Origin of the sequence: Agromyces albus, assembly GCF_030815405.1 — a bacterium.
GTDB classification, from domain to species: domain Bacteria; phylum Actinomycetota; class Actinomycetes; order Actinomycetales; family Microbacteriaceae; genus Agromyces; species Agromyces albus_A.
This window is the reverse complement of record NZ_JAUSWX010000001.1, coordinates 3271801-3295579: the sequence shown is the minus strand read 5'-3', so window position 1 is coordinate 3295579 and position 23779 is coordinate 3271801. Positions and strand designations below refer to the sequence as shown.

25 protein-coding genes are annotated in these 23779 nt (G+C 70.8%); 13 read left to right on the top strand and 12 right to left on the bottom strand.

The window, feature by feature from the left end:
• Positions 1 to 20: 20 nt before the first annotated feature.
• Complete coding sequence (locus QFZ29_RS15570) at positions 21 to 2312, bottom strand: copper-translocating P-type ATPase (RefSeq protein WP_373426223.1); 2292 nt, start codon at positions 2310 to 2312, stop codon at positions 21 to 23.
• A gap of 215 nt (positions 2313 to 2527) precedes the next feature.
• On the opposite strand from QFZ29_RS15570, the gene QFZ29_RS15565 reads away from it, so the two are divergent.
• From QFZ29_RS15565 to QFZ29_RS15550, 4 genes are all read left to right on the top strand, one after another.
• Positions 2528 to 3514: an NAD-dependent epimerase/dehydratase family protein gene (locus tag QFZ29_RS15565; RefSeq protein WP_306894950.1), complete on the top strand. Its 987-nt coding sequence runs from the start codon at positions 2528 to 2530 to the stop codon at positions 3512 to 3514.
• A 98-nt stretch (positions 3515 to 3612) separates the two neighbouring features.
• A complete protein-coding gene (locus QFZ29_RS15560) occupies positions 3613 to 3870 on the top strand; it encodes an SHOCT domain-containing protein (RefSeq protein WP_306894949.1) in 258 nt (85 codons plus the stop codon).
• A 92-nt stretch (positions 3871 to 3962) separates the two neighbouring features.
• On the top strand, positions 3963 to 4946 hold the full coding sequence (locus tag QFZ29_RS15555) for an arginase family protein (protein WP_306894948.1): 984 nt from the start codon (positions 3963 to 3965) through the stop codon (positions 4944 to 4946).
• Between the two features lie 101 nt (positions 4947 to 5047).
• Positions 5048 to 5533: a SixA phosphatase family protein gene (locus QFZ29_RS15550; protein ID WP_306894947.1), complete on the top strand. Its 486-nt coding sequence runs from the start codon at positions 5048 to 5050 to the stop codon at positions 5531 to 5533.
• Positions 5534 to 5730: 197 nt separating this feature from the next.
• Here QFZ29_RS15550 and QFZ29_RS15545 read toward each other — a convergent pair whose 3' ends face one another.
• Positions 5731 to 5943, bottom strand: a complete 213-nt coding sequence (locus QFZ29_RS15545; protein ID WP_306894946.1) for a hypothetical protein — start codon at positions 5941 to 5943, stop codon at positions 5731 to 5733.
• 235 nt (positions 5944 to 6178) lie between these two features.
• Between QFZ29_RS15545 and QFZ29_RS15540 the strand changes: the two genes are divergently transcribed.
• On the top strand, positions 6179 to 7159 hold the full coding sequence (locus tag QFZ29_RS15540) for a DUF222 domain-containing protein (protein ID WP_444876256.1): 981 nt from the start codon (positions 6179 to 6181) through the stop codon (positions 7157 to 7159).
• A 17-nt stretch (positions 7160 to 7176) separates the two neighbouring features.
• Here the strand turns inward: QFZ29_RS15540 and QFZ29_RS15535 are convergent, their stop codons facing one another.
• The 4 genes from QFZ29_RS15535 to QFZ29_RS15520 are packed head-to-tail and all read right to left on the bottom strand — an operon-like array spanning position 7177 to position 10000.
• On the bottom strand, positions 7177 to 7938 hold the full coding sequence (locus QFZ29_RS15535; RefSeq protein ID WP_306894945.1) for a sulfate/molybdate ABC transporter ATP-binding protein: 762 nt from the start codon (positions 7936 to 7938) through the stop codon (positions 7177 to 7179).
• Positions 7935 to 8708: an ABC transporter permease gene (locus QFZ29_RS15530; RefSeq protein ID WP_306894944.1), complete on the bottom strand. Its 774-nt coding sequence runs from the start codon at positions 8706 to 8708 to the stop codon at positions 7935 to 7937. Before QFZ29_RS15530 ends, QFZ29_RS15535 begins: the two co-directional genes overlap by 4 nt.
• 45 nt (positions 8709 to 8753) lie before the next feature.
• The gene (gene modA, locus QFZ29_RS15525) at positions 8754 to 9566 is read right to left on the bottom strand and encodes a molybdate ABC transporter substrate-binding protein (protein WP_306894943.1); all 813 of its coding nucleotides are present in this window, start codon (positions 9564 to 9566) and stop codon (positions 8754 to 8756) included.
• Positions 9567 to 9583: 17 nt separating this feature from the next.
• A complete protein-coding gene (locus tag QFZ29_RS15520) occupies positions 9584 to 10000 on the bottom strand; it encodes a TOBE domain-containing protein (protein ID WP_306894942.1) in 417 nt (138 codons plus the stop codon).
• A 157-nt stretch (positions 10001 to 10157) separates the two neighbouring features.
• Between QFZ29_RS15520 and QFZ29_RS15515 the strand changes: the two genes are divergently transcribed.
• Positions 10158 to 10910 carry a hypothetical protein gene (locus QFZ29_RS15515; protein WP_306894941.1) on the top strand — a complete coding sequence of 251 codons (753 nt, stop codon included), beginning with the start codon at positions 10158 to 10160 and terminating at the stop codon, positions 10908 to 10910.
• Positions 10911 to 11092: 182 nt separating this feature from the next.
• Entirely contained in the window at positions 11093 to 12442 is a 1350-nt protein-coding gene (locus QFZ29_RS15510) for a hypothetical protein (protein ID WP_306894940.1), read from the top strand.
• 52 nt (positions 12443 to 12494) lie between these two features.
• Here QFZ29_RS15510 and QFZ29_RS15505 read toward each other — a convergent pair whose 3' ends face one another.
• The 4 genes from QFZ29_RS15505 to QFZ29_RS15490 all read right to left on the bottom strand — a co-directional run bounded on the left by QFZ29_RS15505 (position 12495) and on the right by QFZ29_RS15490 (position 16442).
• Entirely contained in the window at positions 12495 to 12887 is a 393-nt protein-coding gene (locus QFZ29_RS15505) for a hypothetical protein (protein ID WP_306894939.1), read from the bottom strand.
• A 138-nt stretch (positions 12888 to 13025) separates the two neighbouring features.
• A complete protein-coding gene (locus tag QFZ29_RS15500; RefSeq protein WP_306894938.1) occupies positions 13026 to 13565 on the bottom strand; it encodes a hypothetical protein in 540 nt (179 codons plus the stop codon).
• On the bottom strand, positions 13562 to 15985 hold the full coding sequence (locus QFZ29_RS15495) for an FG-GAP-like repeat-containing protein (RefSeq protein WP_306896751.1): 2424 nt from the start codon (positions 15983 to 15985) through the stop codon (positions 13562 to 13564). Before QFZ29_RS15495 ends, QFZ29_RS15500 begins: the two co-directional genes overlap by 4 nt.
• Positions 15954 to 16442: a hypothetical protein gene (locus QFZ29_RS15490; RefSeq protein ID WP_306894937.1), complete on the bottom strand. Its 489-nt coding sequence runs from the start codon at positions 16440 to 16442 to the stop codon at positions 15954 to 15956. Before QFZ29_RS15490 ends, QFZ29_RS15495 begins: the two co-directional genes overlap by 32 nt.
• A 192-nt stretch (positions 16443 to 16634) precedes the next feature.
• Between QFZ29_RS15490 and QFZ29_RS15485 the strand changes: the two genes are divergently transcribed.
• The 4 genes from QFZ29_RS15485 to QFZ29_RS15470 are packed head-to-tail and all read left to right on the top strand — an operon-like array spanning position 16635 to position 20389.
• Positions 16635 to 17735 (top strand): ThiF family adenylyltransferase, encoded by a 1101-nt coding sequence (locus tag QFZ29_RS15485; protein WP_306894936.1) that lies wholly within the window; start codon positions 16635 to 16637, stop codon positions 17733 to 17735.
• Positions 17735 to 18964: a molybdopterin molybdotransferase MoeA gene (locus QFZ29_RS15480; RefSeq protein ID WP_306894935.1), complete on the top strand. Its 1230-nt coding sequence runs from the start codon at positions 17735 to 17737 to the stop codon at positions 18962 to 18964. The genes QFZ29_RS15485 and QFZ29_RS15480 overlap by 1 nt, the downstream gene beginning before the upstream one ends.
• Positions 18961 to 19977, top strand: coding sequence for a bifunctional molybdenum cofactor biosynthesis protein MoaC/MoaB (gene moaCB, locus QFZ29_RS15475; protein WP_306894934.1), 1017 nt, complete (start codon positions 18961 to 18963; stop codon positions 19975 to 19977). The genes QFZ29_RS15480 and moaCB overlap by 4 nt, the downstream gene beginning before the upstream one ends.
• Positions 19970 to 20389, top strand: a complete 420-nt coding sequence (locus tag QFZ29_RS15470; RefSeq protein ID WP_129521871.1) for a molybdenum cofactor biosynthesis protein MoaE — start codon at positions 19970 to 19972, stop codon at positions 20387 to 20389. The genes moaCB and QFZ29_RS15470 overlap by 8 nt, the downstream gene beginning before the upstream one ends.
• A 36-nt stretch (positions 20390 to 20425) precedes the next feature.
• On the opposite strand, the gene QFZ29_RS15465 is transcribed toward QFZ29_RS15470, so the two are convergent.
• Positions 20426 to 20866, bottom strand: a complete 441-nt coding sequence (locus QFZ29_RS15465; protein WP_306894933.1) for an iron chaperone — start codon at positions 20864 to 20866, stop codon at positions 20426 to 20428.
• Positions 20867 to 21086: 220 nt separating this feature from the next.
• On the opposite strand from QFZ29_RS15465, the gene QFZ29_RS15460 reads away from it, so the two are divergent.
• Together QFZ29_RS15460 and QFZ29_RS15455 are read left to right on the top strand one after the other, a co-directional pair.
• Positions 21087 to 22460: an NAD(P)-binding protein gene (locus tag QFZ29_RS15460; RefSeq protein ID WP_306894932.1), complete on the top strand. Its 1374-nt coding sequence runs from the start codon at positions 21087 to 21089 to the stop codon at positions 22458 to 22460.
• A gap of 82 nt (positions 22461 to 22542) precedes the next feature.
• On the top strand, positions 22543 to 23172 hold the full coding sequence (locus QFZ29_RS15455; protein WP_306894931.1) for a hypothetical protein: 630 nt from the start codon (positions 22543 to 22545) through the stop codon (positions 23170 to 23172).
• Here the strand turns inward: QFZ29_RS15455 and QFZ29_RS15450 are convergent.
• Positions 23145 to 23771 carry a GrpB family protein gene (locus tag QFZ29_RS15450; RefSeq protein ID WP_306894930.1) on the bottom strand — a complete coding sequence of 209 codons (627 nt, stop codon included), beginning with the start codon at positions 23769 to 23771 and terminating at the stop codon, positions 23145 to 23147. The two genes, QFZ29_RS15455 and QFZ29_RS15450, sit on opposite strands and share 28 nt — an antisense overlap.
• Between the last annotated feature and the right edge of the window lie 8 nt (positions 23772 to 23779).

The window sequence follows — 23779 nt, the reverse complement described above, 5'->3', positions numbered from 1 at the left end:
CGGGCTCGCCGAGGCGAGCCTCAGCGCGCGGCGACGGGAACCCGCTCCTGCTCCGTGCCGCTGCGCTCGAGCACCGCTCGCGTCGACGCCTCGGGGCGCAGGTCGAGCCGGCGCAGCAGTTGCGCGTTGAGCGCGACGACGATCGTCGAGAACGACATGAGCAGCGCGCCGACCGACATCGGCAGCACGAACCCGATGCCGGCGAGCACGCCCGCGGCGAGCGGCACCGATACGAGGTTGTAGCCGCCGGCCCACCACAGGTTCTGCTGCATCTTGCGGTAGCTCGCGCGCGAGAGCTCGATCACCGAGATCACCGAACGCGGGTCGGACGACGCGAGGATCACGCCGGCTGAGGCGATCGCGACATCCGTGCCCGCTCCGATCGCAATGCCCACGTCGGCCTGTGCGAGCGCGGGCGCGTCGTTCACGCCGTCGCCGACCATCGCGACCGAGAGGCCCTCTGCCTGGAGCTCCTGCACCTTCGCCGACTTGTCCTCGGGCCGCACACCCGCGTAGACGCGGTCGATGCCGAGCTCCTCGGCGACCGTGCGAGCGACGGGTTCGGCGTCGCCCGTGATCATCACGACCTGCACGCCGAGCGCGTGCAGCGCGTCGACGGCCTCGCGCGACTCGGGGCGGATCTCGTCGGCCAGGGCGATGGCTCCGACCACGTCGCCGTCGACGAGCACGTGCAGCACGGTCTGGCCGGCTTCGCTCCAGGCCACGGATGCCTCGAGCGGCTCGATCCCGTCACGGGCGAGCAACCTGGGGCCGCCGACCTCGACGACGCGGCCGTGTGCGATCGCGCGCACCCCGAGTGCGGGCGATGCCGTGAAGTCGGACGCGGGGTGGACGTGAGACACGCGTCGGTGCGCCTCGGCGACGATCGCCTTCGCGAGCGGATGCTCCGAATCGGCCTCGGCGCCGCCGGCCTGTGCGAACACCTCATCGATCGTGAAGCCCGGCGCGGCGGCGACATCCACGACCGCCGGCTCGCCCTTCGTGAGGGTGCCCGTCTTGTCGAAGAGGACCGCGTCGACCGTGCGCATCGTCTCGAGGGCGAGACGGTCGGTCACGAGCACGCCGCCCCGGGCCGCACGCTCGGTCGCGATCGACACGACGAGCGGGATCGCGAGGCCGAGGGCGTGGGGGCACGCGATCACGAGCACCGTGATGGTGCGCACGACGGCGTCATCGGGGTTGCCGAGGAGCGTCCAGACGGTCGCCGTGATGACGGCGGCGGCGAGCGCGAACCAGAAGAGCCAGCCCGCGGCGCGATCGGCGAGGCGCTGCGCGCGCGAGCTCGAGGCCTGCGCCCGGGCGACGAGGCGCTGGATGCCGGCGAGCGCGGTGTCGTCGCCGACGGCGTCGACGCGCACCCGGATCGCGGTGTCGGTGGCGACGGTGCCGGCGACGACGTGGTCGCCGGGGCCGCGGATCACGGCGATGGACTCACCGGTGATCATCGACTCGTCGACCGCAGCCGTGCCGTCGATGACCTCGCCGTCGGCCGGCACCCGGCCGCCCGGACGCACGATCACGACGTCGCCGAGCGAGAGGTCGGCGGGCGAGACGATCTCGACGGTGCTGGAGCCGTCTGCGGCATCCGTCACCCGCTCGGCCTCGTCGGGCAGCAGCGCGGCGAGTGCGTCGAGCGCCGAGGATGCCTGTGCGATCGACTTCATCTCGAGCCAGTGCCCGAGCAGCATGATGACGATCAGGAGGGCGAGCTCCCACCAGAAGTCGAGCTCGTGGCTGAGCAGCATGAGGCTCGCGCCGAGCGAGGCGAAGTACGCGACCGTGATCGCGAGGCCGATGAGGAGCATCATGCCGGGCTGCCGCGCCTTGAGCTCCGACCACATGCCCGTGAGGAACGGCCGGCCGCCCCAGAAGTACAGGACCGTGCCGAGCACCGGCGAGATCCAGCGCACGAAGCCGCCCTCGGGCAGCTCGTAACCGATGAGGTCGGCGAACATCGGGCTGAACCCGATCGTCGGGATCGCGATGACGAGCATGATCCAGAAGAGGCGGCGGAACTGGCCGACGTGGTCGCCATGGCCGCCGTGTCCGGCGTGCATGTCGTGGCCGGCGTGCATGTCGTGGCCGGCGTGCATGTCTTGACCGGCGTGCATGTCGTGTCCGTCGTGCCCGGCGTGCATGTCGTGCCCCGCGTGCCCGTCGTGACCCACGTGCATCTCGTGCCCGGCGTGCCCCGCGTGCTCTTCGTGCTTGTGCACCCCGGCGTGTTCAACGTGCCCTGCGTGCCCGGTGTGGTCGTCGTGCTCGTGCCTGCCGTCGCGAGTCGTGCTCATCGATCTTCCTCCGTTGCCCTTCCCTGCGAATATACCCCTCTGGGGTATCCCTGTCACGGTGTAACTCCGAACCCACGGATCTTGTTCCCATCGGAGAACGACGCGCGCAGCGCGTGCGGCATCCGTTCTGCCGCTGCCGCTGCCGCTGCTGCCGCCGCCGTTCGCGGTCGGTGAACACCTGCGTGCCGCCTGCGCTGCCGTGGTGTGATGACGGGATGGACCTGCTCATCCTCGGTGGAACGCAATGGCTCGGACGCGAACTCGCGAAGGCGGCGATCGACCGCGGTCACCGGGTGACGTGCCTTGCGCGCGGCGAGGCCGGCGACGTTCCCGCCGGTGCCGTGTTCGTGCGAAGCGATCGGTCGCTGCCCGGGGCATACGACGAGGTCGCGCGCCACGAGTGGGACGCCGTCATCGACGTCACGCGCCAGCCCGGCTTCGCGCGGAGCGCTGCAGCTGAGCTCGCGCCGCACGCGGCGCACTGGACGTTCATCTCGTCGGGCAACGTGTATGCGGCCCAGAACGAACCTGGCGCCGACGAGACCGCGGAGCTCATGCCGCCGCTCGAGTCCGACGAGTCGACCCCCGAGACCTACGGCGAGGCGAAGTCGGCGATCGAGCAGGCGTATCGCGATGCGCTCGGCGAGCGGCTCCTCGTGATCCGGCCGGGGCTCATCGCCGGGCCCGGTGATGCGTCGGGGCGGAGCGGGTACTGGGTCGCCCGTGCGGCGCGCGACGACGAGGCGATGCTCGTTCCCGACATCCTCGAGGCATCCGTGCAGGCGATCCATGTCGACGACCTCGTGCGCTTCACGCTCGATTCCATCGAAGGTGGGCTGACCGGCGCGTTCAACGCCGTCGGGCAGCGGCTCACGTTCGGCCAGTGGCTCGATCTCGCCCGGCGGATCGGCGGTCACGAGGGCGAGGTCGTCACCGCGCCGCCCGAGTGGCTCGCCGACCAGGGGGTGGCCGAGTGGTCGGGCCCCGAGTCGCTGCCGCTCTGGATCCTCGATCCCGAGTGGAACGCCTTCCTCGACCGCTCGAATCGAGCCGCGCTCGAGGCGGGCCTCCTGCTGCGCCCCGTCGACGAGCTGCTCACCGAGCTCCTCGAGTGGGAGCGCCGCGAAGGCCTCGAGCGCGAACGCGGCGCCGGCCTGAGTGCCGCCCGCGAGCGGGAACTCCTCGCCGCGCTGCGCAGCTGAGCGCCGCTCGCGCAAGCCCACGGCGGCTCGCAGGCCCGCGAGTAGCATGAGAGCAGGGCCGCGTTCGCGCCCTGCGTTGCATCGGAGGGGGTGCATCCATGTTCATCGGTGGTCATGGTTATGGCGTGGGACTCGCCTGGGTCGGGATCTTCCTCGCGCTCCTCATCCTCGCGGCACTCATCCTGCTCGTCGTGAGATCGTTCACGGCCGGTTCGCACGGTGGCCCGGGAACCCATCCGGGCAGCGCGCGCGCGATCCTCGAGGACCGGCTCGTGCGCGGCGACATCACGCCCGACCAGTACCGCGAGGTGGTACGGGCGCTCGATGAGACGTCACCGCCGCCGCCGCGTGAATGACGCGGCGCTGCTCGCTGCGACATCCGAAATGCCAGACACCACGGCGAGCGGATGCCTCGGCTCGCGGCATCCGTCATTGTTAGCGTCAAGGCATGGCTGAACAGACCCGCGCGCGCGATCCACTCTGGCCACAGGCCGGCGACTGGCCGACGCTTGCGGATCTCGGGGCCGGCGAACGCGTCGATCTCGCGCTGCTCGGAGTGCCCGCGTGGCGCACCTCGTTGTCGCCGACGAATGCGCATGCCACTCCGGCCGCCGTTCGCGCGGCGCTGCGGCGGTACAGCCCGGCGGTCATGCCGGATCGGCGCGGGTCGCCCGACTCGGGCGACCCGCGCGGCTCGGGCGGGTCGGGCGGCGCTCGCCGCGGCGCGCCCGTCGACCTCGGCGCCCTGCGGTTTGCCGACGCGGGCGACGTCGACGAGCCCGACAGCCCCGAGGGCGAGGCACGCACGATGGCGTCCGTCGCCGGCGCGCTCGACCGGGCGCGCACCCTCATCGCGCTCGGCGGCGACAACTCGGTGACGGTCGCGACCGCCCTCGGCGCGTGGGGCGACGAGCTCGGAACGGCCGGGCTCGTGACGATCGACGCCCACTACGACCTGCGCGACGGCGTCTCGAACGGATCGCCGGTGCGCCGTCTCGTCGAAGCCGGCCTCGATCCGGCGCGAATCGTGCAGATCGGCATCGCCGACTTCGCGAATTCGGTCGCCTACGCTCGTCGTGCCGCCGAGCTCGGGATCACGGTGATCCACCGCGACGAGCTGCACGGCCGCGACCTCGGCGAGGTCATGGCCGAGGCGATCGAGATCGCCGGGGGCGCCGGCGGGCCCATTCACCTCGATGTCGACGTCGACGTGTGCGACCGTTCGGTCGCGCCCGGCTGCCCCGCGTCGGTTCCGGGAGGTCTCGCCGCGTGGGAGCTGCGGGCACTCGTGCGTGCCGCGGCATCCGATGACCGCATTCGCACCGCCGACCTCGTCGAGATCGACGCGACGGCCGACGTGCCCGATGGCCGCACCGTGCGCCTCGCAGCGCTCTGCGTGCTCGAGTTCGCGGCGGGACTTGCGTTGCGCTGAGGTTGTGCGGGGTTTGGGTTTGGGTCTGGGAGCACGGCCGGTGGCGTCAGTGCGTTGTGCAGAGCCGCGCGGCGCGCTCGCGACAGTGGCAGACTCGGCGCATGAAGACGCTCTTGCTGATTCGTCACGCCAAGTCGAGCTGGGATCACTTCGGTGTTTCCGACCATGACCGTCCGCTGAATGACCGCGGTCTTCGGGATGCGCCCATGATGGGCCGGCGGCTCGCCGAACGTGGGCTTGTGCCCGATGTGATCCTCTCGAGCACCGCATTGCGGGCGCGCGCGACGGCCAAGCTCTTTGCGGATGCCCTCGGCTTCGGGGCGACTCGCATCAAGACCGACGAGCGGCTCTACGCGGCATCCGCCGACGAAGTGCTCCAGGTTGTCGGCGAGCTCGGCAGCGATGTCGCGTGCGTTGCCGTGGTGGGGCACAACCCCGAGACCGCGTTGCTCGCGCACCAGTTCTCGGATGAGATCCACGAGATGCCGACGTGCGCCGTCGCCGAGTTCACCTTCGAGATCGATTCGTGGCGGGAGCTCGCCGACGCCGAACCGGTGTCGGTGCGGGTGGACACGCCGCGGTCATAGCGCGGTGTAGTTGTCGTCCACCGGTGGGCTGTGGTGGCAGTTATCCACAGGTGGCGCGCGGCGCTTCACTTGTCCTCCACAGGTGGTCTTCGCGGCGATCTATCCACCGGTATTCATCCCCTGATCAGCCATTCTGTTGTCGTTGGAATGTCGGTGGGTGGTGGTTGGGTTGTCTCATGACCACCTCTTCGGCGCCCTCACCGCAGGCGGCGCTTGATGCCGAGTTGTCGCGGATCGTTGAGCTCGATCGGGTGATCCGGGCGGCGCAGGCCGAGCAGTTCCGGCGCATCGAGTCGGCGCGGGCGCTTGCCGCTGAGGTCGAGGGGGTGACGGATGCCTCGCCGTTCGTCGATCGGGAGTTCGCGACGCGCGCGTTCGTCGCCGAGCTCGGAACGGCCCTGGTGGTGCACGAGGCCACGGCGGGGCGGCTGATCGCCGACGCGCGCCTGTTGACCGGCAGGTTCCCGGCGACGCTCGATGCACTTGCGGGCGGGGTGATCTGCGTCGGCCGGGTCCGGTCGTTGCTCGAGATCGTGAGCACCATCCCCGCCGAGCGGGCCGGGCAGTTCGAGGCGGCCGCGCTCGAGCGGGCACCGCAGGAGACGCCGTCGGCGTTCCGCCGCCGCATCCGCCGGTTGCGAGCGGATCCACCCCGAACCGCTCGCCGACCGGCAGCGCCGTGCCCGAGACGAGCGGCGGGTGTGTTTCGAACCGGCCGAAGACGGCATGGGCTGGCTCAGCCTGTTCCTCGAGGCCGAGCGCGGCATCGCGATCATGGCCCACCTCGACGCCCTCGCCGACGCACAACAGCGCGCCGATGCCGCAGGCAGGGCACCCGCCTCTGGCCCTGGCCCCGGCTCCGCTTCCGATTCCGCTTCCGGGGCATCCGATTCGCGCACCCGCGCTCAGCTCAGCCTCGACCTCGCCGCCGACCTGCTCCTCGGCCGCGCCACAACAGACGCACCGCCGCTCGGGGTGGTCACCCCGAAGATCTACGTCACCGTCCCGGCGCTCACCCTCCTCGGCCACACCGACCAGCCCGCCGAACTCGACGGACACGGCCCGATCGACGACGACACCGCCCGCCGACTCGCCGCACACGCACCCTCATTCCACCGCATCCTCACCCACCCCGAGACCGGCGCATACCTCTCCTACGGCCGCACCAGCTACCGGGTCCCCGCCGACCTCGCCGGCTACCTCCGGATCCGCGACGGCAGCTGCCGCTTCCCGGGCTGTTCCCGCCGCGCCCACCGCGCCGACCTCGACCACACCACCGACTGGGCCACCGGCGGACCCACCCGCCACGACAACCTCGCCCACCTCTGCCGAAAACACCACCGCCTCAAACACCACACCAACTGGAAAATGACCCAAACACCCGGCGGCGACATCCGCTGGACCTCACCAGCCGGCCGCGAACACCACACCACCCCCACCCACCCATTCGCGCCGATAAGCGGATCACAAGTCAACGCCGAACGGAGCGCGCCACCGAGCCCACCAGCGGATGCCAGGCAACCCGCATCGGAGACCGCCTCGACGAGTGCGACGAATAGTGCACCGGCGGGCGCACCGAGTGCGTCGGCCAACGAGATCGAGCCGCCTTGGGCGACCGCAGCATGAGCCGGCCACCCCCAAGCTCACTCCACCGATCCCGAGAGCATGCGCTCCACATAGGGCGTCGCGGGCGTCGCACGGAGCTCATCGAGGGTGCCACGCTGGGTGACCCGCCCCGACTCGAGCACGAGCACGGAGTCCGCGAGTGCCGCGGCATCCGCTGGGCTGTGCGTGACGAGCACGGTCGCGCCGCCGAACTCGCGCACGTGCGTCGCGAGCTCGGCGCGCATGTCGGCCCGCACCTCGACGTCGAGCGCCGACATCGGCTCATCGAGCAGCAGCACCTCGGGCTCGGCCGCGAGGGCGCGAGCGAGGGCGACGCGCTGCGCCTGCCCACCAGAGAGCTCCGCAGGCAGGCGGTCGGCGAGGTCGAGGAGCCCGTAGCGTTCAAGCCAGGGCTCGGCGGCCGCCCGCGCGTTCGCGCGCGAGTGCCGCATCCGGGTCGCGAACGCGACGTTGTCACGCACCGTGAGGTGCGGGAAGAGCACGTAGTCCTGGAACACCACACCGATGCGCCGCCGTTCGGGCGGAACGCCGCGGTGCAGCACTCGCCCGCCCACGGCGACACGGCCCGACTCGAGCGGCACGAGGCCGGCGATCGCGGCGAGCAGACTCGACTTGCCGGCCCCGTTCGGCCCGATGACGGCGAGCGGATGCCCCGGCGCCACTTCGAACGCGGCACTGATACGCGTCTCGCCGCGCACGACGGTGACATCGGCGTGCAGCGCGGGCCGCCCGGCCGGCTGTGGCGCCGGCAACGGCGCGGGTTGTTGCGAGGGCATCATCCGCGCACTCCGGGAAGCCAACGATCGCGCAGCCCGAGCAACACGCCGATCGATACCGCAAGCAGGAGCAGCGCCAGCGCGATCGCCTCATCGGGGTCGGACTGCATCGCGAGATAGCTCGCGATCGGCAACGTGCGCGTGACTCCGGGCAGGGAACCCGCGAAGGTGATCGTCGCGCCGAACTCGCCGAGCGCGCGGCTGAAGCAGAGCACCGCGCCCGCGGCCACGCCCGGTGCCACGAGGGGCAGCGTGACGAACCGGAACACCTGCCAGCGCGAAGCGCCCAGTGTGGCCGCGGCGAGCTCCGTGCGGCGGTCGGTGGAGCGCAGCGCCCCCTCGACCGCGAACACGAGGAACGGCAAGGCCACGAAGACCTGCGCGAGCACCACGGCGCCCGTCGTGAACGGTACCGTCACCCCGAACCAGTCGTCGAGCACCGCACCGATGAGACCGCGTCGCCCGAGCAGGAGGAGCAAGGCGATGCCGCCGACGACCGGCGGCAGCACCAGGGGAACGGTGACCGCCGCGCGCAACAGCCGGCGCGGCACCGTCGGCCAGTCGGCCGCCCGCGCGAGCACCGCCGCGAGCGGCACACCCAGCACGAGGCAGACCGCGGTCGAGGCGAGCGCGGTGCCGAACGAGAGCAACAGCGCCTCGAGCACCGATCGGCGCGCAAGGAGCTCGGGCAGCTCGGCCCACGGAGCGCGCACCACGAGCCCGGCAAGCGGCAGCACGAGCAGCGCGAGACCGAGCCCGGCAAGTGCGATCACCGGCCACGCCAATCGGCCGCTCACTCGCGTCGTCGGCGCCGCCATCTACGGCGCCCCGAATCCGGCCTCGGCCATCACGGCGCGGCCCTCGGCGCCGGCGACGAACTCGACGAATTCATTGGCGAACCGTGCGGCGGCGGCATCCGTCAGCACGATGATCGGGTAGCGATTCACGACGGATGCCGCACCGGTCACCTCGATGCCCTCGACCGCGTCGCCCGCCGCGAGCACGTCGGTGCGGTACACGAGGCCGGCGTCGACCTCGCCGAGCGACACCTTGGTGAGCACGGCCCGAACGTCGGACTCGAGTGTGTCGGGCGCCGCCGTGACCGATTGCCGCTCGAGAAGCTCGGCGGACGCAGCCCCGCACGGAACGGACTCATCGCACAGGGCCACCGTGAGCTCGGGGCGCCCGAGATCGTCGAGGCCGGCGACGCCGGCGGGGTTCCCGGCAGGCACGACGAGTTGCATGGTGTTCGTCGCGAACACGACCGGGCCGGCCGCGAGGCCGGCGTCGACGAGTGCCTGCATGGGCTCCTCGGCGGCCGAGGCGAACACATCGGCCGGGGCTCCCTCGACGACCTGCCGGGCGAGGGCCGCGCTGCCGCCGTAGTTGATCACGATGTCGGCGCTCGGATGCTCCAGCTCGAACCGCGAGGCGAGCTCATCGAAGGCATCGGTGAGTGAAGCTGCAGCGAAGACGGTGACGGTCGTGGCGTCCACGCCCGCTGGTGTGGTCGAACCCACCTCGGCGGACGGCGACGCACCGGGCGACCCGCCATCGGAGGGTGAGGCGCATGCGGTGACGGTGACCCCGAGCAGCGTCGCGAGCGCGATCGCGACGACGTGGCGGGGCATCCGTCTCGGCATCCGGCTCATGTATCCGCACCAGGTGGCAGCTCGATCGAGACCGTGGTCGCCTTGGCACTCGCAGCGGCGAGCATGCCGGGCTCGAGGCCGAGCGCGTCGGCGGCTTCACGGCTCATGAGCGAGACGATGCGGAACGGGCCGGCCTGCAGATCGACCTGCGCCATCACGCCGTCGCGCTGGACACGGATGACGAGCCCCACGAATCTGTTTCGCGCCGAGGCACTGGCGAGCGGGAACGCCTCGGCGAGGGCGCTGCCCGCTGCGAGGTCCTCCATGAGGGGGAGCAGGTCGGAGCCGTCGACGACCTGCATGCCGTTCGGGCCGCGAGTGACGTGGAGGCGACCCTGATCGGCCCATCGGCGCACCGTGTCGTCGCTCACGCCGAGGAGCGCTGCCGCTTCGCTGATGCGGAACTGCTTCACGATGGTTCCCGCAGGTGCGTTTCCATACGGCGATTCTAGCCGCGAATGTGGATCGAGCTCGGGCCGAGATGTCGAAGGCGCCTTGGCGGTGATGTTGCCGCTTGCAGCCGGGCGAACCGTGTTGCATGCTGGCCAGAAGCCCGCAAAGGGGGGCCGGATGGATGCCAGTGAAGGCCGAGTCCGCGCGTTGCAGCGCATCGCATATGGCGCCGACGCGACGGATGCCGAGCGTGCCCGGGCCGTAGCCGAGCTCGACGAAATCGCGGTGCGTGGGGGCGACCGCGATGAGGCGGGACGCGCGGGTGGAGTTGGTGACCGCGGCGACGCCGACGGCCCGGGCACTGGCGAGGGCGCTGGCGAGGCCGACGAGACCGAGGGCGACGCCGGCGCAGGGCCGCCGGATGATGTCACCTCCGGGCGCGGACGGCTCGTGCGCTGGACGGCCGCAGCGGGTGGCATCGGCCTCCTGTTCGGCGCCGCCCTCGGCTGGACCGCCGGCCACCGCGTCGCGGTGGACTCCGCCGCTCCGACGGTCAGCGCCTCGCCAGCGGAGGAACCCGGAACGCCGCTCGAAGAGACCGATCTGCTGCCACTGTTCGACCGGCTGCCCCTGGCCGACGAGTCGGCGCGGGTCGCGAGCGTCGACGACGCGATCGACCCCGAATCGGTGCGTCTGCTCGCCACTCGCGTCGACGGTCCGGCGGCCTTCCTGACTCGCACGGTCGACGGCGAGAACGTGTGCCTGGTGCTCCTGCTGCCCGCCGGTCCGTCGCGCATCGAGTGCACCGTCGATGGACTCCTCCCCGCCGACGGGCTGAGCATCCTCTACGGCGCGCAGGGCTACGGGCTCGCCGCGGCGAGACTCGCCACCACCGGTACCGTCTCGCTCGGCCTCATCGTCACGTTCTGACGTGCGTCGGTGGCGTGGCCGATGGACATCGCCGAGCGACATGACCCCACAACTGGCGGCAGAAGATGAGCAGCACTCGCGATTAGGATCGCAGTGAACGCGCACCTTACCCGAGAGCGTGAGTGTTCGCCCTACGCAGACCCGCCGATGTGCATACCCTCTCGGGCGAGAGGCCGGCCCCGATGAGCTTCCAGACGTCGACCTCGAAGGTCGACATCACACCGGCGTCCGGCGCGAACCCCTACATGGCCGGATACGGCACTCAGGCCGGCGCCCGCGTCGTTGAGCGCAACACGCCCTTCGCGCAGCCCCTGTACGTGCGATGCGTGATCTTGTGGGACGACGGGTACCCCAATGCGATCGTCTCGCTCGACATCCTGGGAATTCCGCGGCGCGTGCACCAAGCGGTGCGGCCGCGCCTTGTCAAGCTTGCCGGCTGGGTGTCCTCCGACATTGTGCTCGTCGCGACCCACACTCATAACGGGCCCATCATCGGGAACATGCCGAACCCGTACATCACCTACGGGATCAGCAGCCTCGAACTCATCGATTCCTACACGAGGTGGCTGCAGGATCGGATCGTCGCCGCTGTGACCGCGGCGCTTGCCGCCACTCGCACCTCAGTGAAACTCGAGTACCGCCTGACGTCGGCGAACTTCTCATTCAACCGGGCCGGCAAGCCGACCGTCGAGACGGCGGTGCCCGTGCTCACCGCTCGCCGTGGCAACGGCACGCTCGCCGCGGTGCTGTTCAGCTACGGCTGCCACCCGGTCAGTGCGGGCTGGCAGGAGCGGTGGGACGGAGATTGGCCGGCTGAAGCATGTGCCGTCGTCGAGAGCCAGACCGGGGCCTTCGCAATGTTCATACCTGGGGCAGCCGGCGACCAGGACCCGACCGGTGTGCGCAGCTGGTCTCTGCGCACCTCCCACGGCAGGGCGCTCGGAAGCGCCGTCGTCAGCTCGGCGAAGGCGGCCGGTCGCGTGCTGACCGGGCCGATCTACTCGCAGCTGCGCGAAGTGTCGCTCCCACTCGACATCACCGTGACGTCGGCCAACCTCGCCGCCGTGCGTGCCGCCTTCGCGTCGCGCATCCAGAACCCGGCGGGACAGCCGGCCTGGTACCAGCGCCACGCCGCGCTCATGATCACACGCATCGACAGCGGCACGTATGCGACGAGCGTGCCCAATCCGTCGCAGGTGTGGAAAATCGGCGGCAGCCCCATCCTGAAGATGGCGTTCGTGGGCGGCGAACTGGTCAGCGGTTACGCAGCCTATTTCCGTGCACGCCAGGGTGGGGCGAGCAGGCTCTTCATCGGCGGGTACGCCAATGAGACCAACTGCTATGTGCCGGCGAACGACTTCCTACCGCCGCTGGCGCCGTCGAACGGCAGCTACGAGGGCGGCTGGGACCCGGACCTGCCGGGCATCGCCGGCGGCAGCATGACGATCTATCCGCAGATCGGCCACTTCCGCGCCGGAACCTCGGGCGTGGAGTCCGCGATCATCAACGCGCTCGCCGTGCAGCTCGGCTGAGTGAACTCTGCTGAGCGAGGCTGGCAGATCGAGACCGGCGCGGCCCGGTCGATCAGCCGGCCCGCTCCAGCCATGCACCGAACTGGGCGGCCTGCGGAGCCTCGGGTGCCAGCGCCAATGACGCCAACACGACCGGGCGCCCCAGCTCGGCGAGTTTCGCGTCGAGCGAGGCCGGATCGATGCGAGTGCTGGCCGCCAGGATCAACAGGTACAGCGCGCGACGGTCATCGACGACCGCGCCGGCCGCCTCGGCGACGTCAACGACCGCGGACTCGTCTGCCGTCAGCTCGAACGTCTCCGCGCCGACGTAGCGGACGGCGCAGTCGGTGATCCTCATGTACTGCGGGCTCGCCCACACCTGTTCCAGCCTCGTGAGCGGCGCGGACATCGGCAACGCTGTGATGAAATCGAATCGGAACCGCGGTGCATTGGAACCGTAGGTCACTGGAGGCGCCGGGACGGCCGGAACTGCCGCGAGCGCCGGCGCCGTGGTGAAGGCGAGCGTGCCGACGGACCACGCCGTCACGATGCCGAGCCGGAGCGCCGTCCGGCGGCTGATGCTGGGAGTGTCTCTGGGCATCCGTCACCCCCTTGTGCCGAGCTCGGTCTCGATGAGCCCTGCGTGCGGCGCCTCGGGGCACAGCACGAGGGCGGCCTCGAGGATCGACGTGGGTCGGCTCGCCATGCCGCGGTCTCCCTCAGGAGTGAGTCGCACGCACGCGGCCAGGGTGAGCAGGAAGAGCTCGGTGGCGTCTTCGCCGGGGAGATCCGCTTCTGCCACGCTCGCGACCTCCGCTTCCTCGTCGCTGAGTTCGAACTCGTCGGGTTCGGCAGCCCGCGCTTCGCAATGATCGATGCGCACGTAGTTCGTCGACGCCCAGGCCTCCTCGAGTCGCGTGAACGTGGCGACCTCGCTGCCGTCGGGGTAGAAGCACTCGATGAGGACGCGCGGCTCGTCGTCGCCCGGGGATGACGTGGGTGATGCTGTGGGGGGTGACGTCGTCGTCGTTGTCGGGGGTGGGGGCGGGGTCTCGACGGGGCCGACAGATCCCGCGCATCCCATGAGCGAGAGCATCAGGAGGGCGAGCACTCCATGACGGCCGAGCCTGGCATGCCTGCTCATGTGATCACCGTCATCACGTTCCAGCCGGACCCGATCTGCCGCGTCGTCCGCCATCCTCCGGTGCCGTCGCCGGTGTAGAGCAGCAACCGCCCGGAGCTGTCGCGTGCGATCAGGTCGGGCGTGCCGTCGCCGTCCCAGTCGCCGGGTCCGAAGATCGCGGTCATGAGGTTCCAGCCGGAGCCGACCTGCCGCGTCGTCCGCCATCCTCCGGTGCCGTCGCCGGTGTAGAGCAGCAACCGCCCGGAGCTGTCGCGTGCGATCAGGTCGGGCGTGCCGTCGCCGTCCCAGTCGCCGGGTCCGAAGATCGCGGTCATGAGGTTCCAGCCGGAGCCGACCTGCCGGGGCGGCAGCACTCCGCCCGCTCCGCTCCCAGAGAAGAGCATGAGCCGCCCCGAGCCGTCCCGCGCGAGGATGTCTGACTTGCCGTCGCCATCCCAGTCGCCCGGACTGAAGAGCGGCGAGAACCCGCCCCACCCGGTCGCGACGACCTCTGGCCCGCCGATGTTGCCGTCGCTGTCGCCGCGGTGGAGCCGGAGCTCGCCGCCGCTGTTTCGCGCGAGGAGGTCGGGATGGCCGTCGCCGGTCCAGTCGCCGGGCGTGACGATCGCGTTGACGTCGTTCCATCCGCTGGCCATGACGTGCCAACCCAGCCAGCCACCGGAACCGTCGCCTCGGTAGAGCCACAGGTCGCCATTCCCGTTGAGCGCGACGAGATCCATCCTGCCGTCACCGTCGTAGTCATGCGGATGGCTCGATGGCGGCGGTGGCGGCGGTGAGGTGCGCACGACATAGGCCTGGGCGGTGGGCGCCGAAGCGTTGCCGGCGGCATCGACGGCGAAGTACCGCAGCGTGAAGTCGGCGGTCAGCGCGATCGGGGCACTGTATTGCGTGGATGCCGTCGTCGGAGTGTCGCCGTTGGTGGTGAAGTAGATCGTCGCGGCCTCGTTGGCGCTGAGCGTGATCTGCTGCCCGGCGTCGTACGTGCCGCCGACCGGCGAGGCCGTCACCACAGGCGCTGTCGTGTCGGGCACCGCGAACTGGAACGTGCGCGTCGCCGTCCCGGTGTTGCCGTTCGCATCGTGTGCCTCGACGACGAAGGTGTGCGCACCGGCGGTCAGGCCCGTGTAGCTTCGGGGCGAAGTGCAGGCCTCGAAGGGCAGCGCATCGATTCGGCAGCGATACGTGAGGCCCGACTCGGACCCCGCGGAGAATTCGAACGTCGCCGTGTTCGTGAGCGTCTGGCCGTCGGCGGCGGGCGCAGTGATCACCGGCACGGGCGCCGTCAGGTCGACGGTGAACGTCGACGTGACGGGTGCGCTCACGTTGCCCACGCGATCGGTCGCGGTGACGCGCAGCGAGTGCTTGCCCGAGGTCGTGAAGGTCAGGGTGTCTCCCGACTTGCAGACGGTGCCAGGAGAGGTCAGGGCTGCGTCGACGGCGCACCGGAGGACCGCGCCCGCCTGCGACGTGATGTTCAGCACGACCGACCCGCCGATTGTCGATCCCGTAGCCGGCGTGACGATCGAGGGAGTGGCCGGAGATGTCGTGTCCACGGTGAACGCGGCCTCGACGGGCGTGCCCGTTGCGCCGACCCGCACCGAGAACTGGTGCGCGCCGTCTGCGAGCGGCTGCGTAGCCGTCACGTCGCCGACCGCGCATCCGGCCCAGTTCGCGTTGTCGAAGGCGCACTGGAGTGACTCTCCGACGTCGACGGCGACCTTGAAGGTCGGCGTCGCGTCGTTCGTGATCGCCGGATCAGGCGCCGACGACCCGTCAGCCATGGTCGGACCCGCGACGATGCGCGGCAGGACCTCGCCGAGCAGGTAGGTGAAGCCCTTGCCGATCTGCGCGGGAGATGCGAGGAGCCCCGGATCGTCCGCGGCGAGCACGAGCGTCTTGCGCACGGCGATGCCACCGACGCGGCTGAACCCGGCTGCCCAGTTCGCCTCGACCTGCCCGGTCTGGGTGATGACTCGCGTGATCGAGTCCGCGCCGGCCGTGGTCGCCGTGGCCTTGCCCGCGTAGAGGACGCTCGTCGCGGAGTCGAAATGCAGTCGCGCCACGTCACCGACGGGGAACGACGCGGTCGGCGAGGCCATCGACGCCCCGGTGAGCGGCGGGCGGAACGAGGTGAGCCCCGACGCTTCCGCCACGTAGACGGTGACCCGGCCGGTGGAATCGGCCGCACCCGCCGCGATGGCGCGCGCGCCGTTGGCGCCGACGGAGGCGACCGTATGGATTGTCGGCTGGGTGGCCGCGGGGTTGACGATTCGTACGATGCTGCGCGCGCGCTCGAATGCGACATAGGCGCTCCGGTCGGGCCCGACCGAGACGGCCACGGGGCGCAGGTCGCCGCCGTAGATCGTGAGCGTGCTGGCGTACCGGAAGCTACTGGAAGGCGCGTCCCAGCGCGCCCGCATCACGAACGAGGAGTTCGCGGCGGCATCCGGAACGAGCGCGAGTTCGTCGCCGCTGCCCGGGGTCTGCGGAGTCGGGTCGAGCAGTGCAGGGGCCGCCCGGCTTGATCGGGCCGTTCTGCGGGGCCCCGGCAGAGCCGCCGAGGCACGTGGACGCCTCGATGCTGCCCGCCGTCGACCCGGAGGTCTCGACAACGCGGCAGAAGCCGCGTTGCGCGTCCGAGACCCACAGGCGACCCGCCGGGTCGACGAGCAGGCCGCCCGCAGCGGTGATGCCCTGTGCGATGCTCCGGCGCGGCTGGTCGGCGACCGCAGCGGGGCCTGCACCCGCGACCGTGAGGCCGACGGCGATGACGGCGGCGAGGGCCGCGGCCAGGGTTCGGCGGAGGAAGGACCGTGGCTCGGGGGGCGATCCGATGCCGGGTTCTTCGTGACGCGCGTTCGGGTATGCAGCAGCCACCGGGTCCCCTCGGGTTGGGACGGTGATCGGGTAACGATCCGGGTAAGAATCGCGTAGTGATTCGGGTATCGTGAGAATACCTCGATGCACCATTCTCCCGCGCTTCCCAATTCGGGGGTGCTTTTTCTTGCGTTTCGGGGCCGCGACCGTCTCCGATCCGGCGCGACCTCCCGCTCCTGCGAGAATCGATGCATGACCGAAGCCCTCGACCCGGATGCTCTCCGGTACGCCAGGCAGCGCGTTCTGCCCGGTTTTGGCACCCAGGGCCAACGCCGGCTCGCCGACGCGCACGTCGTCGTGCTCGGCGCAGGCGGGCTCGGCAGTGCCGTGCTTCCGGCGCTCGTGGCCGCGGGAGTGGGCCGGCTCACCGTCGTCGACGACGACCACGTCGACACCACGAACCTGCACCGCCAGACGCTGCACACTCCCGCCGATGTCGGGCGGGCCAAGGTCGAGTCGGCAGCGGATGCCGCGGCGGCACTCTCGCCCGAGACGACGGTCGTGCCCGTGGCCGCACGATTCACCGCCGGCGACGCCGACGAGTTGCTCGCCGACGCCGACCTCGTGATCGACGGCACCGACGACATCCTCACGCGCTACGTCGCCGACGACGCCGCAGCTCGCGCCGGCATCCCGCTCGTCTGGGGATCGGCGGCGAAGTTCTCCGGACAGGTCGGCGTCTCATGGGAGGCGCGCGGCGTCTCCTACCGCGACCTGTTGCCCGAGCCGCCCGCCGACGCGGGGCTCAGCTGCGAGATCGACGGCATCCTTCCCACCGTGTGCACCGTGACCGGGGGCATGATGGCGAGCGAGGCGCTGAAGCTGCTCACCGGGGTGGGTGAGCCGCTCCTCGGCCGCGTCGTCGTCTACGACGCGCTCTCGGGGCGCATGCGCGAGATCGCCTATCGGCGGGCGGAGCCGGGGGGTGAGGCGCCTGCGGAGAAACAGCAGTCCGCAGCTCCTCAACCCGCAGCGACCAGCGAGATCGAGCCGGGCGCACTCGCCGACGAGCTCGCGTCCGACGCGCCGCCGCTCGTGCTCGACGTCCGCGAGCCGTGGGAGGCCGAGGTCGCCACGATTCCCGGCTCAGTGCTGATCCCGCTCGGCGATCTCGGCGAGCGGCTCGGCGAGCTCGACCCCGCGGCATCCGTCGTCGTCTATTGCCACCTCGGCGTGCGCTCGAACTACGCCGCGCGACAACTCGCAAGCGTGGGCTTCGGGCACGTGCGCAACCTCGCGGGCGGCATCGACGCCTGGTCGCGCAACGTGGATCCCGCGGTGGCGAGATACTGATGGCCGACCGCATCTCGGTCGACGAGCACGCCGCGTTCATCCGCTCGCTCCTCGCGGGTCTCGGCGCCCGGCCCACCGAACGAGTCGCGCTCGCCGACGCGCTCGGCCGCATCACCGCGTCGCCGGTCGAGTCGCCGATCCCGCTGCCGCCGTTCCGGAACTCGCAGATGGACGGCTTCGCAGTGCGGGCCGTGGATGTCGCGGATGCCCCGGTGAACCTGCCGATCGCCGGTGAGGTCGCCGCTGCCGCGGGCACGCCGGCCCCGCTCCAGCCCGCCACCGCCGTGCGCATCATGACGGGTGCTGCGGTGCCCGACGGCGCCGATGCGGTCGTGCCCGTCGAGGACACCGAGCCCGTCGAGCACACAGAAGCCGACGGCGAGGACAACCCCGGCGTCGGCGCTGTGCGCATTCTTCATGCGCGAGCCGCCGGTGCGTTCGTGCGCGACGCCGGATCCGACCTCGCCGCCGGCGCCGACGTGCTGCCGCCGGGACTGAGGCTGGCCTCCCGCCATCTCGCAGCGGCCGCGGCATCCGGCCTCACCGAACTCCTCGTGCGCGAGCACGTGCGCGTCGCCGTCGTGAGCACGGGCAGCGAGCTCGTGGAGCCCGGTGCGCCGCTCGGGCCGGGCGAGATCCCCGACGCGAACGGCGTCGCGCTCGCCTCAGCCGCCCGTGCGGCCGGAGCGCTCGTCGTGCACTCGGGCCGTGTGCGCGACGACGTCGAGCGGCTGCGCGCCGAGCTCGACGCGGCCGTCGACGCGGGCGCCGAGCTCGTGGTGACGAGCGGCGGCATCTCGATGGGCGCCTACGAGGTGGTGCGCGAGCTGCTCGAGCCGCTCGGCGCCTGGGTCGGCTCCGTGGCCATGCAGCCCGGCGGACCGCAGGCGACCGCGGGCTACCGGGGCATGCCGGTGATCTGCTTCCCCGGAAATCCCGTGAGCGCGCAGCTCTCGTTCGAGCTGTTCGTCGCCCCCGCCCTGCGCGCGATCGCGGGGCTTCCGCCGGCCCGCACCGAGCGGCTCGCACTCGCCGAAGACATGCGATCCGTGGCGGGCAAGCGGCAGTTCCTTCGAGGGCGCCGCACCCCCGACGGCCGCGTCGAGCCCGTCGGAGGCGCCGGTTCGCACCTCGTCGCGACGCTCGCGGCATCCGAACTGCTCATCGTCGTGCCCGAAGGCGTCGAGGCACTCGACGCGGGCGCGATCGTCGATACCGTGTTCCTATGACCCAGCTCACCCACCTCGACGACGACGGCCGTGCACGCATGGTCGACGTCGGCGCGAAGCCCGTGACCCGGCGGGTGGCCATCGCCGAGGGCCGCCTCGACACGACCGCGGAGGTCATCTCGCTCGTGCGCAGCGACGCACTCAAGAAGGCCGACGTGCTGCCCACCGCACGCATCGCGGGCATCTCGGGAGCGAAGCGCACGAGTGAGCTCATCCCACTCGCGCACATCGTGCCGCTCGACGCCGTGTCGATCGAGTTCGGCTTCGAGGAGCGGGCGATCATGATCCGCGCGACGGTCTCGACGACCGCGCGCACCGGCATCGAGATGGAGGCGCTCACGGCCGTCGCCATCGCGGGGCTCACGCTGCACGACATGGTGAAGGCCGTCGACCCCGCAGCCGAACTGGGCGGCATCCGCCTCGTCGAGAAGCGCGGCGGCAAGCGCGGCGTGTGGCGAGCGGATGCCACGGCAACGGGCGCTGCGGATGCCTCGGGCGGCGCGAGCCCCGCCGGCCGTGCCGTTGCACTCGTCGTCTCCACTCGAGCCGCAGCCGGCACCGCGGATGACACGACCGGGCCGGTCATCGCGTCGTGGTTGCGTGCGCAGGGCTTCGACGCAGGGGAGCCGCGAGTCGTCGCCGACGCCGACGTGGCCGACGGCCTTCGCGACGCCCTCGCCGACGCTCCGGCGGTGGTCATCACGACGGGCGGCACCGGGGTGAATCCGGGAGACCGCACCCCTGAGGCGACCCGGGCGGTGCTCGACCAGGAGCTGCCCGGCGTGGCCGAGGCGATCCGCGCCGCGGGCCTTGCGGCGACGCCCACCGCGGCGCTCAGCCGCGCGCTCGCCGGAATCGCCGGTCGCACGATCGTCGTGAACCTCCCGGGGTCGAGAGGCGGCGTCGCCGACGGGCTCCGCGTGCTCGAGGGACTGCTGCCGCACCTCGTCGACCAGGTCGCCGGCGGCGATCACGCGCGCCGGTCGTCACAAGAGGAGGCATCCGATGCCTGAGTTCGAGGTCTTCGCGCTCGTGACCACCGAGCCGCTCGACCGCGCCGCGATCGAGTCGTTCGTCACGAGCCGACAGGATGGAGCGGTCGTGACATTCGAGGGCGTCATCCGCGACCACGACCACGGGGCATCCGTCACCGCGCTCGACTACCAGGCGCACCCCGACGCCGAGCGCTTCCTGCGCGAGACGTGCGTCGAGGTCGCTCGCGAGACCGGCCTGCGCGTGGGTGCTGCCCACCGTGTCGGAGCGCTCGCGATCGGCGATGTCGCGCTCGTCGCATGCGTCGCGGCCCCCCATCGCGCCGAGGCGTTCGCGGCGTGCTCGCTGCTCGTCGAGCGCATCAAGGAACGCACGCCCATCTGGAAGCGCCAGTACCTCGACGGCGGCACGACGGAGTGGGTCAACCTCTGATCGCGGCGGTCGACCGACCTTGGCCGTCCTGAATCGTCAGCTGACGGCCTTGCGAACGAGCTCGGTGACCTTCTGCTCCACCGCCGGCGTCCAGTTGAGGATGGCGAAGGCGACGGGCCACAGGTCGCCGTCGTCGAGGTTCGCCGGGCCCTCGAAGCCGAGCGTCGCGTAGCGCGTCTTGAACTTCTTGGCCGGCTGGATGAACACGACCATCTTGCCCTCGGAGTTCGCGTAGCCGGGCATGCCGTAGTAGGTCTTTGGGACGAGCTCGGGCGCGACCTCGGTGACGACCTTGCGGAGCCCCTCGGCGAGTACCTTGTCGTCGGGCTCCAGCTGGGCGATGGCCTCGAGGAGGGCCTTCTCACCGGCGGCGCGGCTCTTGCCCGCCTTCTCCTGCTCGCGGAGCTCCTTGGTGCGCTGCTTCACCGCGTCGCGCTCTTCCGCGCTCAGCCCGCCGGACGTGTCGGTCTTTGCCATCGTCTTGTCTCCTTCGGGGTTCTCGTCACTTCTCGCCCTCACTGGACGAGGCGTCGGTCTCAGGCTATGCGGACGCGTTCGTCGCGTGCTTCTCCGATCCTGATCGATCTGAACGTCGCTCGCCCGCTTCGAGGTGGCGAGAGCTTCATGTTCCCCCGCTGACATGCGGACACCGCTCCCGATCATTGACGCACGAGGCGGCCACTGCTCTGATGAGCGCATGGAAACGAACGTGGACGTCGACTACCTGGTCGTCGGGGCGGGGGCGATGGGGATGGCGTTCGTCGACGCCCTCACTGCCAACGCAGATGTTTCGGTGGCGATCGTCGACCGCCGGCACGGTGCCGGAGGTCACTGGCTCGACGCGTACGGTTTCGTGCGCCTGCACCAGGCGTCGGCGTTCTACGGCGTCGCCTCGACGCTGCTCGGCGGAGCTCGGGTGCAGGCCGACGGCCCGGAGCGCGGATTGCACGAACGGGCGAGCGCAACGGAGGTGTGCGACTACTACGCTCGCGTGCTCGCGCGCCTCATCGCGACCGGTCAGGTCGTCTTCCACGGCCGCAGCGAGTATCTGGGCGATCGGCGATTGGTGTCGTTGCTGAGCGAAACCCGCTACCACGCACCCCGCGCCCGCGTCGTCGATGCGAGGTACCTGTCGCCCGACATCCCGGCGCTCACGCCACCGCCATTCGCCGTCGACGAGGGAGCCCGCGTCGTCGCCGTCAACGAGCTCGTCCGCATCGCGCACGCACCCGAACGATTCGTCATCGTGGGGTCGGGCAAGACGGCGACCGACACCTGTGTGTGGCTGCTTCACAACGGCGTCTCGCCGAATGCGATCACCTGGGTGCGTCCCCGCGACCCCTGGTTTCTCAACCGCGCCGTCGTGCAACCCGATCCCGCCGTCTTCCTCGGCATGGCCGCGGACACGATGGCCGCGGCGGCGGGCGCGACCAGCGCAGACGACGCCTTCGTGCGGATGGAGGACGCCGGGATCATGCTGCGAATCGATCCCACGGTGACGCCGACCATGGCCAAGACGCCCACGCTCGCGAGGTGGGAGCTTGATCTCCTCCGCACGATCGACGACGTGATCCGCCGCGGGCACCTGCGTGCCGTCGCTCCCGGGCGCCTCGTCTTCGCGGACGGCGACATCCGCATCCCAGCGGGCACGCTCGTCGTGCACTGCGCCGCCGAGGGGCTGAAATACCCGGGACTGCGGCGCATCTGGGCCCAAGAGGCGATCACCCCGCAACCGGTCCGGGTCGGGTTCCCCTGCTTCGGGGCGGCCCTCGCCGGCTACGTGGAAGCCACGCGCGACGACGACGCGGACAAGAACCGCGTCTGCCAGCCGTCGCCGTACTCGAACACGCCAGCTGACTGGGCGACCATGCAGATGATCGGCGGGGACGCGTCGCTGGCGATGGCGAAAGCGACCGACGTGCGCGTCTGGGCGAACACCACATCGCTCAACCCCGCTCGTGTTCCCCCCGACCGCGTCGACGATCCGGCGGTTCTGGCGGCGAAAGCGCGGCTGAAGGAGCACATCGGCCCAGGACGCGCCCGCCTCGCCGAGCTCGCCGGCCGCGCGTGATGACACTCCCGGGGGCAAGCCCCCTGTGAGCTCGGGAGCCAGCTCCAGAGCCGCGTCGCGATACCGGCGATAGCTTCGGGCCATGGAACAGATCACGCGCACCAGGAGCGCAGTCCTCTTCTTGGCAGTGTCGCTCGCGGCGATGGGAGTGGGGCAGCTTCTGCTCTCGTTCGGGCGCGACTTCGTCGATGCCCAACAGCCCATCGACTGGGCGCACTGGCTCATCCTCATCGGCGCAGTGGGAGGTGCGCTCAGCACCTCAGGATTCGTGCTCGGCCAGCTCGGCCAGCTCGGCCGGATCGCACGTGCCTTCGTCGTCATCGGCGCCATCGGCTTCGGCGGAATGGTCGCGATCGACCTCATGCTGTGGACGCTGCCCGCCGACCCGATGCTCGATGACGCCCTCCGCGCCGCGCTCGACTCACCGCAGGTCGCGGTGCCTTTCCTGTGGGTCGGACCCGCGTTGTTCTTCATCGGCCTGATGCTCATCGCGGTCGAGTGGGTGCGCCTGAGTGCACGGGCCGCCGGGCTGTTCATCGTCGGCACGCTGCTGAACGGAGTCGGCGCGGCCACCCGCGTCGACGGGATCACACTCGTCAGTTCCGCGATCATGCTGGCAGGTCTGGGCGGACTGCTCGCCGCGACATCCGTCAGACCACTTGCCGGACGACTTGGACTCATCCCTCAACGGTCATCGTCGGAGCGCGGCTGAGGGTCGTGGTGATGACGGGGATCCGCGATGAAGGCTCGCTCGTAGATGTCGTACACCGCCGCCGCCTTCAGTTCGTTGTACCGCGCGGAGCCGGTCGCCTCAGTCGCCGCCGTTTTGGCGTCGTTGTACCGCTGGCGGTCAGGCGCGTTCGCGCGGAGCCACTCGGTGAACAGCGCATGCCGTTGCGGTTCGACGGCTCCCCGATTCCAGACATGCAGGTTCGTGTTCGGGATCGCGAACGTCAGGTGCCGGTGTGGGTCGCCGGCCATCCCGTCGCGGAAGATGAGGCGGAAGCCGGCAGCTTCCAATCGAGGCAGGTAGCTGGGCTCCTCGTCGACGTTGGGGACGGTCAGGTCGACATCGATGACCGGCTTGGCGATGAGCCCGGGAACTGACGTCGAGCCGACATGTCGGATGGCGAGAACTTGATCACCGATCGCGTCGGTGACGACGCCACGCACCATCCGAAAGTCATCCAGCCAGGCGGTCCTGTGTTCCTGGATTACGCCGGGGTCAGTCTGACGGAAAGCGATGCGCTGGCCCTGACGGGCTGCGTTCGCCCGAGGTGCGAAGGATCGCCAGAGGGGGTGCGTCGTCATACTTCAAC